Here is an 18,875-nt window from a genome sequence, read left to right as displayed (position 1 = left end):
AAAGTGGAGGTATTCACCGGTGACGGAAGATGAGCGCGAAGGGCTGCTGAGTATTGATCTCGAGGCTGTCGCTGCCAATTACGCTTGGTTGAACAGTCAGCTCAAGCGGGGGGGCCGCTGTGGTGCTGTAGTCAAGGCGGATGCCTATGGTCTCGGTGCCGCTGAAGTGGCACCGGTGCTGTATCGCGCGGGGTGCCGGGATTTCTTTGTTTCTCTTCAATACGAGGGGGAGCAGCTGGCCGCCCTGTTGCCTGCCGATGTGCGTATCGTCCTGCTGACCGGTGTCCGCCCCGGGTGTGAACAGCGCTGCGCCGAAGCGGGTTTGATCCCGGTACTGGTGACCACTGAACAGGTACAAAGCTGGGTTGCGCAGACCTCTGCGAACGGCGTTGCCGCACCCTGTGCGCTGAAAGTGGATTCGGGCATGACACGGCTGGGCATGGGCGCAACGGAGTTTTCAGCGCTATTGCAGCAGCGGGAGTTGCTGCGTACGGCCAACCTGCAGATGATCCTGAGCCATCTGGCCTGTGCCGATGAGCCGGCGCATCCGCAAAACCGGAGGCAACTGGAGCGCTTTCAGCGCAGCGTGGAGGCCCTGCGCCAGGTGTGTCCCGATGTCGAGGCGAGTCTCGCTAACTCATCCGGTATCTGCCTTGGCGAGGAATACCATTTTGATGTGGTGCGCCCGGGCTGCGCCCTGTACGGAGTCAATCCGTGTCCTGGGTATCAGAATCCGATGCAGCCGGTGGTCAACCTTTACCTGCCCCTGCTGCAATTGCGCGAAGTGGAAGCCGATTGTGCAGTGGGTTACGGCGCAACGGAGTCGGTTGCCTCGGGCAGTTGGTTGGCAGTGGTACGGGGCGGTTATGCTGACGGTTTACTGCGCACCCAGAGCGGCCGTGGCTGGGGGCAGGCGGTGATCGGCAGTGAGCGGGTGACGGTGCCCATGCGCGGTCGTGTCTCCATGGACACCACGGTATTTGATGTGAGTGCACTCAGTCCCACTCAGCGTGCGGCCCTGACCGGTATCGAAATCCTTAACAGCGTGTTGACCGTGGACCGCATGGGTGACGCTGCCGGCACCATCGGTTATGAAATCCTCACCAGTCTCGGACGGCGCTACTGTCGCCGCTATCATTGAGGCCACCTTCGGCCTCCAGAAGCACTGTCGGCCTTAGTCAATATTGGTCAACCTTCAAAAGTACCGGAGACTCCCTTTTTGGTAGAACGCAATACTTCCTCTCGTCCTGTCGAGTTCATCGCTTCCCTGCGGCCGCTGCTGACCCTTCTGGCAGATGGTGCGGTGCATTCCGGGGAGTCCCTCGGCGAGCAACTTGGCATCAGTCGCGCCGCAGTCTGGAAGCAGCTACAGAAGCTGGAGCTGCTGGGGCTTGAAGTGATTTCGGTAAAAGGGCGTGGATACCAGCTTCCCGGTGGTCTGGATCTACTCGAAGAAAAAGCGATACGGGCCGGGATGTCGGCAGATGCTGCCACACATCTGCAGGTGTTGCAGGTGGAGGACCTGGTGGATTCCACCAATGCCCGCGTACTTGCTGCCCTGGAATCCGGTGGCGGGCACGGCCTGGTGATGCTCGCGGAACAGCAGACCGCCGGGCGCGGGCGTCGCGGGCGGGCCTGGCAGAGCCCGTTTGCTTCCGGCATCAACCTGTCGATTGGCTGGCAATTCAATGGCGGTGTACCGCTGTTGGAAGGATTGAGTCTCGCCGTGGGGGTGGCCCTGGGGCGGGCATTATCCCGATTTGATGTGCCGGGTGTGCGCCTCAAATGGCCTAATGATGTCTGGTGTCAACAGCGCAAGCTGGCCGGTGTTTTGCTGGAATTGAGTGGAGACCTCACCGATCGCTGTGCGGTCGTTATCGGTATTGGCCTCAATATGCGGTTGCCAGAGGCGGTGGCCAGCGCAATTGATCAGCCCTGGATCGACCTCGAACAGGTGCGGCCGGGTATCGGTCGCAATCAATTGGTGGCGGCAATGCTGAGTGAGCTGATGCCGCTGCTGGAAAGCTATCCACAGGTCGGGTTTGCCGGCTATCGCGACGAGTGGATGGCAATGGATCAATTCGCCGGCCAATCCGTCCGCCTGCAGTCGTCCCGGCAGTGCTGGAGTGGTATCGAGCGCGGTGTCGACACCGCCGGTGCATTGCTGTTGGAGGTGGCGGGAGAGCATGGTGAGAGTGCGGGGGTGCGAGCTTTCCACGGCGGCGAGGTGTCGCTACGTCCCGCTGAAACGCCAGAAAAATCTGGAGGCCCGCGGTGAGTATTCTCGAGCTGGATCTCGGCAACACACGCTGCAAGTGGCGGCAGCTTGCATCCTCGGGTGTTGCAGGTCTTGTAGGTGTTGTATCGCGCGGCGCATTTGCAACCTCGGCATGGCACAGCGGCGCCTTGCCGGTTGACTGGCGAGGGGTGTCGTTCACCCGGGTTCGCGTGGCCAACGTCGCCGGGGAGGGCGTTGCGGCAGTTGTTCGCCAGTACTTCGTGGAGGGGTTCGGTCTCGAACCGGAGTTTGCCGAAGTAAGTGCTCGCTGTGCCGGTGTCACCTGCGCTTATAAAGAAGTGAGCCGGCTGGGGGTGGATCGTTGGCTGGCGGTTCTGGCTGCCCATCAGCGGGATCCTTCACCGTCATTGGTGGTGGATTGCGGTAGCGCGGTCACTCTGGATTTGCTGGGCAGCGGCGGTTGCCACCTGGGCGGTTACATAGTGCCGGGACTGGCGTTGATGCGTCGCGCCCTTTTTCAGGATACCGACGCGGTAAAAGTGCATGGCGGTACGGCGGCATCCAGGAGTCTCGCCCCGGGGCGCGATACGGCAGAAGCCGTCAACCGGGGGTTGCCGCTGATGGTCCTGGGAGCGATCGAGGAAGCGCGGCAGCAGTTGATGTCAGCTGCAGTGGGTCCATCCGAGCCTGCGCCCAAAGTCTGGATTACCGGGGGCGACAGTGCTTACCTGTCGTCGCTCTGTACCCTGGAGCATGTGCGGGTTGACGATCTTGTGTTGGAGGGGTTGGCGCTCACTAACCCCTAGTGGCAATAAGCCCCGTGGCGCTAACCCCCCTAGAGGAAACTTGTGTAACGGTTACAATCCCAGCCTCTCTATACGGTTGGTTGTTGGCGTAGACGCCAGGTTGTTGACGCCTGATCTGAAAATAAACTCAAGGCCTTTGCTGAAATCCTATGCGCTGGATCGTTCTGTTGTTGTTTGTCTGTAATCTCGGTTTGCTCGGGTGGTTTACCACGGCGGGGCAGGAGCGTTCTATGGTGGTGCGCCCGGTTGGTGATACTGGCAGCTCCGGTTCCATTGCGCTTGTCAGCGAGGCGGACCCGGAGCAACTGGACGCCGCGAGCGGAAAAGCGGAGGCGGAGGCCGTACGTGGCACCGCGCAGATATCGGATCGGGGCGTTGGTGGCAGTGATACTGCCGCTGCTTCTGCAGCCAGTTTATGTGCATTGGTGGGGCCGTTTGAAGAGGCTTATCAGGGGGAGGACGTGGCGCAGCGCCTGAATGCGCTTCAGGTCAGTGCCCGGGCACAAGAGATCGCGATGCAGGGACAGATGCGCTATTGGGTATTTCTGGCCCCGTTGAGCTCCACCCGGGAGGCGTTTCGGCGCCTGCGAGAACTGCAGTCCGAGGGGATCGACAGTTATGTGATTCCGAAGGGGTCTCTCGAAAATGGCATATCCTTTGGCATCTTCTCGGAAAGAGGACGTGCAGAAGGGCTGACTCAGGAGTTGAAATCCCAGGGGGTTGCTGCGCAATTCCGGGAAGAGCCCCAGACTTACCTGGAACACTGGGTGGTTTTGGGCGGCGAGGACACGCAGTTGTCGCCAGAGTTCTGGCAGCAGTTACAGCGGGATTACCCGGGGATAGAGCAACGGCAAAACCTGTGCAGTGAGATCCAGGGGGCTTCAGAGAGCTGATTTTTGAGGTGGATTTAGCTGTCGGAAAGAAAAGACGCGACAAGCTGTTGCGTGTCGCTGAGACTTCCCCTAGAATCCCGCCTCCACGTTACAGGGGTGCCTTGCAAAGCATTGGGTGTCTCGACGTGAGTTGCATCCGGAAGGGTTGCAGCGGTTGGTGCTGGCGTAGCTCAGTTGGTAGAGCAGCTGACTTGTAATCAGCCGGTCGGGGGTTCGACTCCTCTCGCCAGCTCCATTTCTTCTTCTCGCAGCTTTTGAGGAAATCTCGGTAAGTCTGTGAAATTGAAGGAAAAAATGTTTGACAACGAGGTGGTCGCTGTAGACAATACGCACCGCTTTCGAGCAGGGGTTCCCGAGTGGCCAAAGGGATCAGACTGTAAATCTGACGCGCAAGCTTCGGTGGTTCGAATCCACCCCCCTGCACCATTATTCAGGTGTTGATCTCGACAAGGTTCGAGTTTGATGCTGAAGGCAGAAGAGGTTGTTTGGTCTTCTGTCGTGAGGTTGTCGCACGCGGTACGCGGGCATAGTTCAATGGTAGAACCTCAGCCTTCCAAGCTGATGATGCGGGTTCGATTCCCGCTGCCCGCTCCATTCTTTCTGTGCGGAGCTTGGTTGGTGAAGAAAGCTGCTCGCTAATTGGTGGGTGGTCAGTGCAAGCAGCCCCGCTTGTGCGCCGGCAAAGGGTTGTCGGTTTTGGAGTAGGCTCATGTAGCTCAGGGGTAGAGCACACCCTTGGTAAGGGTGAGGTCGGCGGTTCAAATCCGCCCATGAGCTCCATTATTCGTAGCCGCGGTGGCCTTGTGTCTCCGCGGCTATTTGTATCCGGCGTATGCGATGTGTGCCCGGGTGCATCGGTTCCCGAGTAGGCTTTTGTAAGTCCGGGAGCTGTTCTTGGTAAAGTCGCTAGTTCGGCTCACGCTTATATTGGGAGGCCCGCAATGGGAAAAGAAAAGTTTGAACGCTCCAAGCCCCACGTAAACGTGGGCACCATCGGTCACGTTGACCACGGTAAAACTACCCTGACCGCAGCGCTGACTCGCGTATGTGCGGAAGTGTGGGGCGGCGCCGCGGTTGAGTTCGCCGGTATCGATAACGCACCGGAAGAGCGTGAGCGCGGTATCACCATCGCCACCTCTCACGTTGAATACGAGTCCCCGACCCGTCACTACGCGCACGTAGACTGCCCGGGACACGCCGACTACGTTAAGAACATGATCACCGGTGCTGCTCAGATGGACGGCGCTATCCTGGTTTGTTCCGCAGCTGACGGCCCCATGCCGCAGACGCGTGAGCACATCCTGCTGTCTCGTCAGGTAGGTGTACCGTACATCGTGGTATTCCTGAACAAAGCCGACATGGTCGACGACGAAGAGCTGCTGGAACTGGTAGAGATGGAAGTTCGCGAACTTCTGGACCAGTACGAGTTCCCGGGTGACGACACCCCGATCATCACCGGTTCCGCGCTGATGGCGCTGGAAGGCAAAGACGACAGCGAGATGGGCACTACCGCAGTCAAGAAGCTGGTAGAAACCCTGGACGAGTACATCCCGGAGCCGGAGCGTGCGGTAGATCAGCCGTTCCTGATGCCGATCGAAGACGTATTCTCCATCTCTGGTCGCGGTACCGTAGTAACCGGTCGTGTAGAGCGTGGCGTACTGAACACTGGCGACGAAATCGAAATCGTCGGTATCAAAGACACCACCAAGACCACCTGTACTGGTGTTGAGATGTTCCGCAAGCTGCTGGACGAAGGTCGTGCAGGTGAGAACATTGGCGCGCTGCTGCGTGGCACCAAGCGTGACGAAGTTGAGCGTGGTCAGGTACTGGCGAAGCCGGGCACCATCACCCCGCACACCAAGTTCGAAGCGGAAGTGTACGTACTGTCCAAGGACGAAGGTGGTCGTCACACCCCGTTCTTCAAGGGCTACCGTCCGCAGTTCTACTTCCGTACCACCGACGTAACCGGTGCGTGTGAGCTGCCGGAAGGTACCGAAATGGTAATGCCGGGCGACAACGTTCAGATGACTGTTACTCTGATCGCGCCGATCGCCATGGAAGAAGGCCTGCGCTTCGCGGTTCGCGAAGGTGGCCGTACCGTAGGTGCTGGCGTTGTAGCCAAAATCATCGAGTAATATCGGTGGCGGCGTGATCGAGAGGTGAAACTTTTCGGTCACGCTTGCAAATCCCGGGGTTGCTGGTATTCTCCGCACCTCGTTTTTCCGAGGGTGACGCTAAGAGTTGCCTTCGGAAGTGTTCCAGGCCAGTAGTTCAATTGGTAGAGCACCGGTCTCCAAAACCGGCTGTTGGGGGTTCGAGTCCCTCCTGGCCTGCCAACTTTCAAGCGCCCGCAGGGGCCTGCAGTTGGGCTATCCTGTACTGCTTAGCTCTTGTGGTCATTGGCAATAAGGCGCCAAGTGGTTCCGAGGCGCGCTAAAGGCTTCTTTGTATGAGTGCTAAAGTAGAGGCGAAAACGTTTCGTCTTGACGGCCTGAAGTGGCTGCTGGTGGTGTTGCTGGTCGGCGCTGCTGTAGCGGGCAATTCCTACTACGCTGAAATCCCCTTGTTGTATCGCGTGCTGGCAATGGTGGCCTTGTGCCTGGTTGCGGCATTTGTAGCGGTGCAGACAGCCAAGGGTAACGCCTTCTGGACTCTGTTGCGTGAAGCGCAGAATGAAGTGCGGCGCGTGGTTTGGCCAACCCGCCAAGAGGCTACGCAAACCACTTTGATTGTGGTTGTGTTCGTGCTGTTGATGGCGGTAATTCTGTGGGCCCTGGATTCCGGTCTCGGTTGGGCTGCTTCCAAGGTTATTGGCTAAAGGTTTACCCATGGCGAAACATTGGTATGTGGTTCAAGCATATTCCGGTTATGAGAAGCGCGTAAAAACTTCTCTCAAGGAGCGCATTGAGCTGCACGAAATGGATCATCTTTTTGGTGAAGTGCTCGTTCCCACTGAAGAAGTGGTTGAAATGCGCGCTGGCCAGAAGCGCAAGAGTGAGCGCAAGTTCTTCCCCGGCTATGTGCTGGTGGAGATGGAGCTGAATGATGATACCTGGCACCTGGTAAAAGAAACGCCACGTGTGTTGGGCTTTATCGGTGGTAAGGCTGACAGGCCGGCACCGATCACCGATCGCGAAGCACAGGCTATCCTGAATCGCATCGATGACTCTGTTGATAAGCCGAAACCGAAAACCCTGTTTGAGCCGGGTGAGATGGTTCGCGTTATCGATGGACCCTTTAATGATTTCAATGGTGTGGTCGAAGAGGTCAACTACGAGAAAAGTCGCCTGCGGGTGGCGGTGTTGATCTTCGGTCGCTCCACTCCGGTAGAGCTGGAATTCGGTCAGGTAGAAAAGAACTGATTTCGAGCTGGATGGATTCGGCCCTCTTTCGCTGTGTGCGGAAGAGGGCTTTCGCGTCCCTGAAAACTGCGTACGCAGTCGGGGTAAACAGGGGAGCTGAGCGTTGCATGTTTGTACAAGTGTACAGCGCAGGCGTTAATACCCAGTTAAAGAGGAAGCTGTAATGGCTAAGAAGATTGAAGCTTATATCAAGCTGCAAGTGAAGGCCGGTCAGGCCAACCCGAGTCCGCCCGTTGGTCCTGCGCTGGGTCAACACGGTGTGAACATTATGGAGTTCTGTAAGGCGTTCAATGCACAGACCCAGAATCTGGAGCCGGGCCTGCCGGTACCGGTAGTGATCTCTGTATACAGCGATCGCTCCTTCACTTTCATCATGAAGTCTCCGCCCGCCGCAGTACTGCTGCGCAAGGCTGCCAAGATCAAGAGCGGCTCCGGTCGTCCGAATACTGAGAAAGTGGGCAAAGTGACCCGCGCTCAGATCGAAGAGATCGTTGAGATGAAAAAAGCAGACCTGACTGCAGCCGATATGGATGCAGCGGTGCGCACCATTGCTGGTTCCGCCCGCAGTGCCGGTATCGAAGTGGAGGGCGTGTAAATGGCTAAATTGACCAAGCGTCAGCGCGCGATCGCTGAAAAAGTGGAAGCCGGTAAAGCTTACGGAATCGATGAAGCCGTAGCGCTGCTGAAAGAGTTCTCCAACGTAAAATTCCCGGAAACCGTTGATGCCGCCATCAACCTGGGCATCGATCCGCGTAAATCCGACCAGGCTGTACGTGGTGCTACCACTCTGCCGCACGGCACCGGTAAAGATGTACGTGTTGCCGTATTTACCCAGGGTGCCAACGCCGACGCCGCTAAAGAAGCTGGCGCCGACCTGGTAGGCATGGACGAGCTGGCTGCTGAAGTAAAAGCTGGCAAGATGGATTTCGACGTGGTTGTGGCTTCTCCGGACGCCATGCGCGTTGTCGGCCAGCTGGGTCAGATCCTTGGTCCGCGTGGTCTGATGCCGAACCCGAAAACTGGCACCGTAACGCCAGACGTTGCGACTGCGGTTAAGAATGCCAAGGCTGGTCAGGTACGTTTCCGTGCTGACAAAGGCGGCATCATCCACGGTGGTATCGGTAAAGTAAGTTTTGACGTCAATTCTCTGAAAGAGAACCTGGAAGCACTGGTTGCTGACCTGAAGAAGGCCAAGCCCGCTTCCGCAAAAGGCGTATACCTGAAGAAGATCACCCTGAGCACCACCATGGGCCCGGGTCTGACTCTCGATCAGGCTTCTCTGGACGTTAAATAACTTTTCGAGATTTTAATTCTCTGAAAGTTGGAAGTTAGCGTTCAGTAAAAAGAACTTTGGGGTTCACCGTCGGTTCTATCGGTGGTGGGTCGTCAAAGACCGTAGGTGCGGTGGGTGTTTGAGGTTTAAATGCCCGCCGCTTAATCCAGGTCTCTGGCCAGTCTGGTCAAAGATGAGATCAAGCCTACGCAGACGGTGTCGCCCAAACCAGTATTTTTACTGGATTTGAGCTTTATGCACCGGAACGGGCCGGGCTTACATGTAGTTCCCGGTCTTCATTCAAATCCAGGAGTGACACTATGGCTATTGGACTCGTAGACAAGAAAGCGATTGTCGCGGAAGTCCAGCAGGCTGCTGAAGGTGCTCTGTCGGCGGTAGTTGCGGATTCCCGTGGCGTTACCGTAAACGACATGACTGCCTTGCGCAAAGAGGCTCGCGAAAACGGCGTTTGGTTGAAAGTCGTCCGCAATACTCTGGCGCGTCGCGCTCTGGCCGGTACCGAATTCGAATGTCTCATTGAGAACTTCGTCGGTCCCAGCATCATTGCTTTCTCTAGCGAACACCCGGGTGCCGGCGCGCGCATCCTGTCCGCTTTTGCAAAAGGCAATGAGAAGCTGGAGCTGAAAGGTGCCGCCTTCGAAGGCGTAGCGACTGACGTTGCACTGTTGGCAAGCCTGCCGACTTACGACGAAGCTATCGCCAAGCTGATGAGCGTTATGAAAGAAGCCTCTGCTGGCAAACTGGTTCGCACTATTGCGGCCGTTCGCGACCAAAAAGAGGAGCAGGAAGCTGCCTGATTGTTTCGCTCGAGCGAAACCGCAGTTTTCATTTGACTCTTTTTATTATGAATTTACGAGCAGTCTGCTGCTCACACGAAATCAGGTACTAACTCATGTCTCTGACTAAAGAAGATATCATCAATGCGATCGCTGAAATGTCCGTTAAGGACGTTGTTGAGCTGATCGAAGCTATGGAAGAGAAGTTCGGCGTAACCGCAGCGGCTGCTGTTGTTGCCGGTGGCGCTGCAGGCGGCGAAGCTGCTGCAGAAGAGAAAGACGAGTTCGACGTAATTCTGACCTCTGCTGGCGACAAGAAAGTGAATGTGATCAAGGCTGTTCGCGGTATCACTGGCCTGGGCCTGAAAGAAGCCAAGGCATTGGTAGACGGCGCTCCGAGCCCGCTGAAAGAAGGCGTTTCCAAAGACGACGCCGAAGCAGCGAAGAAAGAGCTGGAAGAAGCTGGCGCTTCCGTAGAACTGAAGTAATTCGGTTTTACATATCACCGTCGGAAGTCGCGTAGCGGCCTCCGGCGGAAAGGCTGGTGGACATTTGTCCGCCGGCCTTTTTGCCGTTTGCGGCATCGGGCTTTCAGCCTTGTCAAACGCGGCAAAAATCCGAGAGGTTTGCGCACAATGCAGTGCGGTTTACTTATTAGAAAGTAGGCACATGGATGTGCCGTTCGCAGAGCTTGCTCTGCGCGAGCTAGTCAAACACCAGCAGATCCACGTATCTGTGCCAGTGTTTGACTGGCGACAATTTTCCTGGGCAGAACGCCCAGGAAAATTAACAGGTAATAAGTAGCTTAGTGCATTGTGCAGAGACTTCTCGCCCGGACGGGTTGCGTACTGTCAGGTACCTGACCGCATCTCTACTGAAGTCTTGTCATCGATCAAGCTGGGGAATATGAATGGCTTACTCATACACTGAGAAAAAACGTATCCGCAAGGATTTTGGCAAACTGCCTAAGGTCATGGACGTACCTTTCCTGCTTGCGATACAGCTGGATTCGTATCGCAAATTTACACAGGCCGACTCGCGCCCGGATGAGCGTCTGGATGTTGGCTTGCAGGCGGCGTTCAAGTCTGTATTTCCAATTGTTAGTTATTCCGGCAACGCTGCACTGGAATACGTAAGCTACACCCTCGGCAAGCCGGTCTTCGATGTCAAGGAGTGTACGCTGCGTGGGGTCACCTACGCTTGTCCTCTGCGGGTGCGTGTGCGCCTGATTATTTACGATAAAGAATCTGCCAATAAGTCCATCAAGGACATCAAGGAGCAGGAAGTGTACATGGGCGAAATTCCGCTCATGACCGAGAACGGTACTTTTGTTATCAATGGTACCGAGCGAGTGATCGTTTCCCAGCTGCACCGCTCCCCGGGTGTGTTCTTTGATCACGACAAGGGCAAGACCCACTCCTCCGGCAAGCTGTTGTACGCCGCACGGGTGATTCCTTACCGTGGCTCCTGGCTGGACTTCGAGTTCGATCCGAAAGATCTTGTCTACGTACGTATCGACCGTCGCCGTAAACTGCCGGCGACCATTCTGCTGCGCGCCCTGGGTTACAGTTCCCAGGAAATGCTGGAGATGTTCTTCGAGACCAGCAAGTTCGAACTGCACGAAGACAATGTCAGCCTGGAGCTGATTCCATCACGTCTGCGTGGTGACGTTGCTTCCTTTGATATCAAAGACGGCAGCGGCAAGGTCATTGTCGAAGAAGGCCGCCGTATTACTCCGCGCCATATCCGTCAGCTGGAGAAGGCCGGTGTTGCCAATCTGGAAGCGCCGCACGATTACCTCCACGGCCGCGTACTGGCTCATGACGTGATCGACGATTCCACCGGTGAAGTGGCGGTGGAATGTAATACCGAAATTACTGAAGAAGTCATCGGCAAACTGCGCGTGCTGAACGTCAAGACCGTTGAGACGCTGTACACCAACGATCTCGATTGTGGTCCGTTCGTTTCCGATACCCTGCGTGCGGATCCGTCCCGCACCCAGCTGGAAGCACTGGTCGAGATCTACCGCATGATGCGCCCGGGCGAGCCGCCCACCAAAGAGTCTGCGGAATCCCTGTTCGAGAACCTGTTCTTCTCTGACGAGCGTTATGATCTGTCTGCGGTTGGCCGCATGAAGTTCAACCGTCGCCTGGGTCGTGAAGACGAAACCGGCGAAGGTACCCTGAGTAAAGAAGACATCGTCGATGTTCTGAAGACGCTGATCGAAATCCGTAACGGTCGCGGTATGGTGGACGATATCGACCACCTGGGTAACCGCCGTGTACGTTCCGTGGGCGAGATGGCCGAAAACCAGTTCCGCGTGGGCCTGGTGCGTGTAGAGCGCGCGGTAAAAGAGCGTCTGTCCATGGCGGAGTCCGAGGGGCTGATGCCTCAGGATCTGATCAACGCCAAGCCGGTGGCCGCTGCGGTGAAGGAATTCTTCGGTTCCTCCCAGCTGTCCCAGTTTATGGACCAGAACAACCCGCTGTCAGAAGTTACCCACAAGCGTCGCGTTTCCGCGTTGGGCCCGGGTGGTCTGACCCGCGAGCGTGCGGGCTTTGAGGTGCGGGATGTGCACCCGACTCACTACGGCCGCGTATGCCCCATTGAGACACCGGAAGGCCCGAACATCGGTCTGATCAACTCTCTGGCGACCTACTCCCGCGCGAACCATTACGGCTTCCTGGAAAGCCCGTACCGCAAGGTAGTGAACGGCCAGGCAACTGACGAGATCGAGTATCTGTCAGCAATCAACGAAGCGAACTACGTGATTGCCCAGGCCTCCGCTGCCATGGATGAGAACAACCGCTTTACCGATGACCTGGTCAGCGTACGTCACCACAACGAATTTACCCTGAAGAACCCGGAAGAAATCCAGTACATGGATGTTTCCGCGAAGCAGGTGGTATCCGTTGCCGCGGCGATGATTCCGTTCCTGGAACACGATGACGCCAACCGCGCATTGATGGGTTCCAACATGCAGCGTCAGGCAGTGCCAACCCTGCGCGCCGACAAGCCGCTGGTCGGTACCGGTATGGAGCGCACGGTAGCGCGCGATTCCGGTGTCTGCGTGGTAGCCCGCCGCGGCGGTGTGATCGAGCGTGTTGATGCCAGCCGTGTTGTTGTGCGTGTGCATGACGATGAGGTGGAAGCCGGTGACGCCGGTGTGGATCTGTACAGCCTGACCAAGTACACCCGCTCCAACCAGAATACCTGCATCAACCAGCGTCCGATTGTGAAGACCGGTGATGTAGTTGAACGTGGCGATATTCTTGCCGACGGCCCGTCCGTAGACCTGGGTGAGCTGGCGCTGGGCCAGAACATGCGCATCGCGTTTATGCCCTGGAACGGATACAACTTCGAGGACTCCATCCTCGTGAGTGAGCGTGTTGTACAGGACGATCGCTTCACCACCATCCACATTCAGGAGCTGACCTGTATTGCCCGTGACACCAAGCTGGGCAGTGAGGAAATTTCTGCGGATATCCCCAATGTGGGCGAGTCTGCGCTGAACAAGCTGGATGAGTCAGGCATCGTCTACATCGGTGCAGAAGTGGGCGCTGGCGATATTCTGGTCGGTAAGGTGACCCCGAAAGGTGAAGCCCAGCTGACGCCGGAGGAAAAACTGCTGCGTGCGATCTTCGGTGAGAAGGCGTCAGACGTTAAAGACACCTCTCTGCGTGCGCCTTCCGGCACCCGCGGTACCGTAATTGACGTTCAGGTGTTCACTCGCGACGGTCTGCAGAAAGACCAGCGCTCTATCGATATCGAGAAGGCGCAGCTGGACGAGGTTCGCAAGGACCTGAACGAAGAGTACCGTATCGTTGAAGGCGCCACCTTTGAGCGTCTGCAGGCCGCTCTGGATGGTCAGACCGTTGCCGGCGGTAAAGGCGTCAAGAAAGGTGACGTGCTGAACGCAGAAGTCCTGGCGGGTCTGCCCCGCGAAGACTGGTTCAAGCTGCGCATGGTTGACGAGACCCTCAACGAACAGTTGGAAAAAACCGAAGCCCAGCTTGAAGAACGCCGCAAGCAACTGGACGAGGTCTTCGAAGACAAGAAGAAGAAACTTGAGTCCGGTGATGACCTGGCGCCGGGCGTGCTGAAAATCGTCAAGGTTTACCTGGCGATCAAGCGTCGCATCCAGCCGGGTGACAAGATGGCCGGCCGCCACGGTAACAAAGGTGTTATCTCCGTGATCAAGCCGGTCGAAGATATGCCTTACGACGAAAACGGCGAGCCGGTCGACGTGGTGCTGAACCCGCTGGGTGTACCGTCGCGGATGAACGTTGGTCAGGTACTGGAAATGCACCTGGGCATGGCCGCGAAAGGTCTTGGTGTGAAGATCGACCGCATGATCAAGGAAAAGCAGGAAGTCGAGAAAATACGCGGATTCCTGGGAGAGGTGTACAACTCCACTGGCGGTCGCTTCGAGGATCTGGATCAGCTGTCGGATCAGGAAGTACAGGCCATGGCGCACAATCTGCGCAAGGGCGTACCGATGGCTACACCCGTATTCGATGGTGCTGCGGAACCTGAAATCAAGAAGCTGCTGCGTCTGGCAGACATTCCGGACTCCGGTCAGATCACTCTGTACGACGGTCGTACTGGTGATGCGTTCGAGCGTCCGGTCACTGTGGGCTACATGTACATGCTGAAACTGAACCACCTGGTGGACGACAAGATGCACGCGCGTTCTACCGGTTCCTACAGCCTGGTTACCCAGCAGCCGCTGGGTGGTAAGGCGCAGTTCGGTGGTCAGCGTTTCGGTGAGATGGAGGTGTGGGCACTGGAAGCTTACGGTGCCGCTTACACCCTGCAGGAAATGCTCACGGTCAAATCCGATGACGTGGAAGGTCGAACCAAGATGTACAAGAACATCGTGGATGGCGACCACCGCATGGAGCCGGGCATGCCCGAATCCTTCAACGTACTGGTCAAAGAGATCCGCTCGCTGGGTATGAACTTCGAGCTGGAAAACGAGTAAGACCGGTAACAATCGGATTTAGTAGACAGAGGCCGGTGGTCTGAAGAGACCATCGGCGCTCCCGGCCCCAGAAGCAGTTGGCCGGGTTGACTACCCCCTAGTGGAGGAAAGGCCTTGAAAGATTTGTTAAACCTGGTGAAAGCCCAGGAGCAGCTGGAAGAATTTGACGCGATCCGTATCGGTCTGGCTTCGCCAGAGATGATCCGTTCCTGGTCTTACGGCGAAGTGAAAAAGCCCGAGACTATCAATTACCGTACCTTCAAGCCGGAGCGCGAAGGTCTGTTCTGTGCCAAAATTTTCGGTCCGGTAAAAGATTACGAATGTCTGTGCGGCAAGTACAAGCGCATGAAGCACCGCGGCATCATCTGTGAAAAGTGCGGTGTAGAAGTGACCAAGGCCAAGGTGCGTCGTGAGCGCATGGGCCACATCGAACTGGCGAGCCCGGTTGCGCACATCTGGTTCTTGAAATCGCTGCCGTCCCGTATCGGCCTGCTGCTGGACATGACTCTGCGTGACATCGAGCGCGTACTGTACTTCGAAAGCTACGTTGTGACCGACCCGGGTATGACTACCCTGGAGCGCGGCCAGCTGCTGAACGACGAGCAGTACTTTGAAGCGATGGAAGAATTCGCGGACGAGTTCGAAGCCAAAATGGGTGCCGAAGCGATCCAGGATCTGATGAATGACATCGATCTGCCGCAGGAAATCCAACACCTGCGCGAAGAGATCCCGGCGACCAACTCCGAGACCAAGATCAAGAAGCTGTCCAAGCGCCTGAAGCTGCTGGAAGCGTTCTACAAGTCCGGTAACGATCCGGAGTGGATGATCATGCAGGCGCTGCCGGTACTGCCGCCGGATCTGCGCCCGCTGGTACCGCTGGACGGCGGTCGCTTTGCGACCTCTGACCTGAACGATCTGTACCGCCGCGTGATCAACCGTAACAACCGTCTGAAGCGCCTGCTCGAGCTGAACGCGCCAGACATCATCGTGCGCAACGAAAAGCGCATGCTGCAGGAGTCTGTGGACGCGCTGCTGGACAACGGTCGTCGCGGCCGCGCCATCACCGGTTCCAACAAGCGCCCGCTGAAATCCCTGGCCGACATGATCAAGGGTAAGCAGGGTCGTTTCCGTCAGAACCTGCTGGGTAAGCGTGTGGACTACTCCGGTCGTTCCGTGATCGTGGTGGGTCCTACCCTGCGTCTGCACCAGTGTGGTCTGCCGAAGAAAATGGCCCTCGAGCTGTTCAAACCGTTCATTTTCGGCAAGCTGGAAACCCGCGGCCTGGCCACCACCATCAAGGCGGCCAAGAAAATGGTCGAGCGCGAAGAAGCGGTGGTGTGGGACATCCTCGACGAGGTGATCCGCGAGCACCCGGTACTGCTGAACCGTGCACCGACCCTGCACCGTCTCGGTATCCAGGCGTTTGAGCCGGTACTGATTGAAGGTAAAGCGATCCAGCTGCACCCGCTGGTGTGTGCGGCCTACAACGCCGACTTCGACGGTGACCAGATGGCGGTACACGTACCGCTGACCATCGAAGCGCAGCTGGAATCCCGCGCGCTGATGATGTCCACCAACAACATCCTGTCGCCCGCCAATGGTGAGCCGATCATCGTACCGTCCCAGGACGTGGTATTGGGTCTGTACTGGATGACCCGTGAGCGCGTAAATGATAAAGGCGAAGGCATGTTCTTCTCCGATATCAAGGAAGTGAGCCGTGCGTTCTACGCCGGGCAGGTGGGCCTGCAGGCGAAAGTAAAAGTGCGCATCGACGAAGTTTCCATCGGCGAAGATGGCGAGAAGCAGGTTACCCGCTCTGTCAAGGATACCACCGTTGGCCGCGCGCTGCTGTGGAACATCGTACCCGATGGCCTGCCGTTCGAGTTCGTCGATCAGCCGATGAAGAAGAAGGCCATTTCCCGTGTGCTCAACGAGTGCTACCGCAAGGTGGGCCTGAAAGCGACCGTTATTTTTGCTGACCAGCTGATGTACACCGGTTTCGACTTCTCCACCAAGTCCGGCTCGTCCATTGGTGTGAACGATTTCGAAATTCCGGCGGCCAAGGCCGAGCTGATTGCCTCCGCGGAAGAAGAAGTGAAGGAAATTGAAACTCAGTTTGCTTCGGGTCTGGTAACAGCGGGTGAGAAGTACAACAAGGTCATCGACGTGTGGTCCCGTACCAACGACAAAGTGACCCAGGCAATGATGGCCGGTATCAAGAAAGAACCGGTAGTCGATCGCGAGGGTAATGAGACCGAGCAGGACTCCTTCAACTCCGTCTACATGTACGCCGACTCTGGCGCACGGGGTAGTGAGGCTCAGATCCGTCAGCTCGCTGGTATGCGTGGTCTGATGGCGCGTCCGGATGGCTCCATTATCGAGAACGCCATTACCGCGAACTTCCGTGAAGGTCTGAGCGTACTGCAGTACTTCATCTCGACCCACGGTGCACGTAAAGGTCTGGCGGATACCGCCCTGAAAACTGCGAACTCCGGTTACCTGACGCGCCGTCTGGTAGACGTGGCCCAGGACGTGGTGATCACCGAGATCGATTGTGGCACCGATGACGGTCTGACCATGGCGCCGGTGATTGAAGGCGGTGACGTTATTGAGTCCCTGGGTGACCGTATCCTCGGTCGTGTCGTGGCCCGTGACGTGATCAAGCCTGGCAGCGATGAGATCGCCGTGCCCGCAGGCACCATGATTGACGAAGCCTGGGTAGATCGTATCGAGACCATGGGTATTGACGAGGTCATCGTGCGCTCAGCGATTACCTGTGAAACTGCCCACGGTATCTGTGCGCTGTGTTACGGCCGTGACCTGGCCCGTGGCCACCGTGCCAACCCGGGTGAGTCTGTGGGTGTTGTGGCTGCCCAGTCCATTGGTGAGCCGGGTACCCAGCTGACCATGCGTACCTTCCACATCGGTGGTGCGGCGAGCCGTGCGTCCGCGGCAGACAGCATTCAGGTTAAGCAGCCGGGTACCGTACGCCTGCACAACCTGAAGACAGTAAAAGCCGAGAGTGGCAGCCTGGTTGCGGTATCCCGCTCCGGCGAGTTGGCGGTGGCCGACGCCGCCGGTCGCGAGCGCGAGCGTTACAAGCTGCCTTATGGTGCTGTGATCAGCATCGATGAGGGTGCCGAGGTTGATGGTGGCCAGATCGTGGCCAAGTGGGACCCGCACACCCACCCGATCATTACTGAAGTTGCCGGTTGGGTGAAACTCTCCGGTATGGAAGATGGTCTGTCCATCCGTAAGACCACGGATGAAATCACTGGTCTGTCCTCCATTGAGGTGATCGATCCGGCGGAGCGTCCGGCGGCAGGTAAAGATCTGCGTCCGGCAGTGACGCTGGTTGACGAGAGCGGTGAAGAGCTGACCCTGGCCAACAGTAATGCACCGGCGCACTACGCGCTGCCTTCGCGTGCGATTGTGAGCCTGAAGGACGGTGACAAGGTAAACATCGGTGACATCGTTGCCCGTATTCCGCAGGAATCCGGTGGTACCAAGGACATCACCGGTGGTCTGCCGCGCGTGGCAGACCTGTTTGAAGCCCGTAAGCCGAAAGAGCCGTCCATTCTTGCGGAGATCTCCGGTACCGTTTCCTTTGGTAAAGAAACCAAAGGCAAGGTTCGCCTGCAGATCACCCCGACCGATGGCAAGCCATTGGCGAACGGCAAAGACCACTACGAGGTTCTGATTCCGAAGCACCGTCAGCTGACCGTGTTCGAGGGTGAGACCGTAGAGAAGGGCGAAGTGATCTCCGATGGGCCGTCCAACCCGCACGACATCCTGCGCCTCAAAGGTGTGGAAGAACTGGCTCGCTACATCACCAACGAGATCCAGGAGGTTTATCGCCTCCAGGGTGTAGGCATTAACGACAAGCACATCGAGACCATCGTGCGTCAGATGTTGCGTAAGGTCGAGATCCTCGAGATGGGCGATTCCGAGTTCATCAAGGGCGACCAGGTGGAATACCAGCGCGTGGTGGAAGAGAACGAGCGCCTGCGTGCCGAAGGCAAGCAGCCGGCTCAGTTCGAGCGACTGCTGCTGGGTATCACCAAAGCCTCTCTGGCGACCGAGTCCTTCCTGTCTGCGGCCTCGTTCCAGGAGACCACCCGCGTACTGACCGAGGCGGCTGTCACCGGCAAGGGCGACAATCTCCGCGGTCTGAAGGAAAACGTGGTTGTTGGTCGACTGATTCCGGCGGGTACCGGTCTGGCTTACCACGCCGAGCGCAAGCGCAAGCGCGCGCAGCAGCTGACCCACGGCTACGCCGAAGGGCCGTCTGCCGAGGAGGTGGAAGCTGCGTTGACCGAAGCCCTGAAATCTTCCGGGGAGTAAGTCGAGCGCCGACCGGTGGGTCTGCCCACCGGTCGGCTGTGTATCGCAATCAACAGCCGATGTTAGTACTTACTTCGGTTGGTGATTGACTAGGGGCGCTGACATTTATAGAATGCGGCCCCCGCTAATGGGGTGCAGTCGTCTGGCGGTTTTCGGATGGCCGGATACGATTGCGCA

The 18,875-nt window shown here is 57.4% G+C and carries 13 protein-coding genes and 5 tRNA genes; all 18 read left to right on the top strand.

Translation table 11 applies throughout. The annotated features are described in order from the left end of the window. Positions 1 to 19 precede the first annotated feature (19 nt). The 18 genes from alr (at position 20) to rpoC (ending at position 18,698) form a co-directional block, all read left to right on the top strand. Positions 20 to 1,141, top strand: a complete 1,122-nt coding sequence (alr, locus tag LPW13_RS12120) for an alanine racemase (RefSeq protein WP_230435710.1) — start codon at positions 20 to 22, stop codon at positions 1,139 to 1,141. Positions 1,142 to 1,219: 78 nt separating this feature from the next. Next, positions 1,220 to 2,278, top strand: coding sequence for a bifunctional biotin--[acetyl-CoA-carboxylase] ligase/biotin operon repressor BirA (birA, locus tag LPW13_RS12115; RefSeq protein WP_230435708.1), 1,059 nt, complete (start codon positions 1,220 to 1,222; stop codon positions 2,276 to 2,278). After that, positions 2,275 to 3,045 (top strand): type III pantothenate kinase, encoded by a 771-nt coding sequence (locus LPW13_RS12110; RefSeq protein WP_230435706.1) that lies wholly within the window; start codon positions 2,275 to 2,277, stop codon positions 3,043 to 3,045. Before birA ends, LPW13_RS12110 begins: the two co-directional genes overlap by 4 nt. A 149-nt stretch (positions 3,046 to 3,194) precedes the next feature. Beyond that, positions 3,195 to 3,938 (top strand): SPOR domain-containing protein, encoded by a 744-nt coding sequence (locus LPW13_RS12105; protein WP_230435704.1) that lies wholly within the window; start codon positions 3,195 to 3,197, stop codon positions 3,936 to 3,938. A 159-nt stretch (positions 3,939 to 4,097) separates the two neighbouring features. After that, positions 4,098 to 4,173, top strand: a tRNA-Thr gene (locus tag LPW13_RS12100). Between the two features lie 107 nt (positions 4,174 to 4,280). Continuing rightward, a tRNA-Tyr gene (locus tag LPW13_RS12095) sits at positions 4,281 to 4,364 on the top strand. 94 nt (positions 4,365 to 4,458) lie between these two features. Next, a tRNA-Gly gene (locus tag LPW13_RS12090) sits at positions 4,459 to 4,532 on the top strand. A 111-nt stretch (positions 4,533 to 4,643) separates the two neighbouring features. Further along, a tRNA-Thr gene (locus LPW13_RS12085) sits at positions 4,644 to 4,718 on the top strand. Positions 4,719 to 4,879: 161 nt separating this feature from the next. Next, the gene (gene tuf / locus LPW13_RS12080) at positions 4,880 to 6,073 is read left to right on the top strand and encodes an elongation factor Tu (RefSeq protein WP_230435702.1); all 1,194 of its coding nucleotides are present in this window, start codon (positions 4,880 to 4,882) and stop codon (positions 6,071 to 6,073) included. A gap of 125 nt (positions 6,074 to 6,198) precedes the next feature. Further along, positions 6,199 to 6,274: transfer RNA gene (locus LPW13_RS12075), tRNA-Trp, on the top strand. A 113-nt stretch (positions 6,275 to 6,387) separates the two neighbouring features. Further along, positions 6,388 to 6,756, top strand: a complete 369-nt coding sequence (gene secE, locus LPW13_RS12070) for a preprotein translocase subunit SecE (protein WP_230435700.1) — start codon at positions 6,388 to 6,390, stop codon at positions 6,754 to 6,756. Between the two features lie 10 nt (positions 6,757 to 6,766). Next, positions 6,767 to 7,300 carry a transcription termination/antitermination protein NusG gene (gene nusG / locus LPW13_RS12065; protein ID WP_230435698.1) on the top strand — a complete coding sequence of 178 codons (534 nt, stop codon included), beginning with the start codon at positions 6,767 to 6,769 and terminating at the stop codon, positions 7,298 to 7,300. 163 nt (positions 7,301 to 7,463) lie between these two features. After that, entirely contained in the window at positions 7,464 to 7,895 is a 432-nt protein-coding gene (rplK, locus tag LPW13_RS12060; protein ID WP_230435696.1) for a 50S ribosomal protein L11, read from the top strand. After that, positions 7,896 to 8,594: a 50S ribosomal protein L1 gene (gene rplA / locus LPW13_RS12055; RefSeq protein ID WP_230435694.1), complete on the top strand. Its 699-nt coding sequence runs from the start codon at positions 7,896 to 7,898 to the stop codon at positions 8,592 to 8,594. It begins immediately after the preceding gene. Positions 8,595 to 8,893: 299 nt separating this feature from the next. Beyond that, on the top strand, positions 8,894 to 9,391 hold the full coding sequence (gene rplJ / locus LPW13_RS12050) for a 50S ribosomal protein L10 (protein WP_230435692.1): 498 nt from the start codon (positions 8,894 to 8,896) through the stop codon (positions 9,389 to 9,391). A 95-nt stretch (positions 9,392 to 9,486) separates the two neighbouring features. Beyond that, positions 9,487 to 9,858: a 50S ribosomal protein L7/L12 gene (gene rplL / locus LPW13_RS12045; RefSeq protein ID WP_230435691.1), complete on the top strand. Its 372-nt coding sequence runs from the start codon at positions 9,487 to 9,489 to the stop codon at positions 9,856 to 9,858. Positions 9,859 to 10,280: 422 nt separating this feature from the next. Next, a complete protein-coding gene (gene rpoB, locus LPW13_RS12040) occupies positions 10,281 to 14,354 on the top strand; it encodes a DNA-directed RNA polymerase subunit beta (RefSeq protein ID WP_230435689.1) in 4,074 nt (1,357 codons plus the stop codon). A 114-nt stretch (positions 14,355 to 14,468) separates the two neighbouring features. After that, positions 14,469 to 18,698 (top strand): DNA-directed RNA polymerase subunit beta', encoded by a 4,230-nt coding sequence (rpoC, locus tag LPW13_RS12035; RefSeq protein ID WP_230435687.1) that lies wholly within the window; start codon positions 14,469 to 14,471, stop codon positions 18,696 to 18,698. Positions 18,699 to 18,875 lie beyond the last annotated feature (177 nt).

Origin of the sequence: Microbulbifer celer, assembly GCF_020991125.1 — a bacterium.
Classification (GTDB): domain Bacteria; phylum Pseudomonadota; class Gammaproteobacteria; order Pseudomonadales; family Cellvibrionaceae; genus Microbulbifer; species Microbulbifer celer.
Note: the sequence above shows the minus strand (reverse complement) of the source record. Positions and strands in the feature narration are given on the sequence as shown.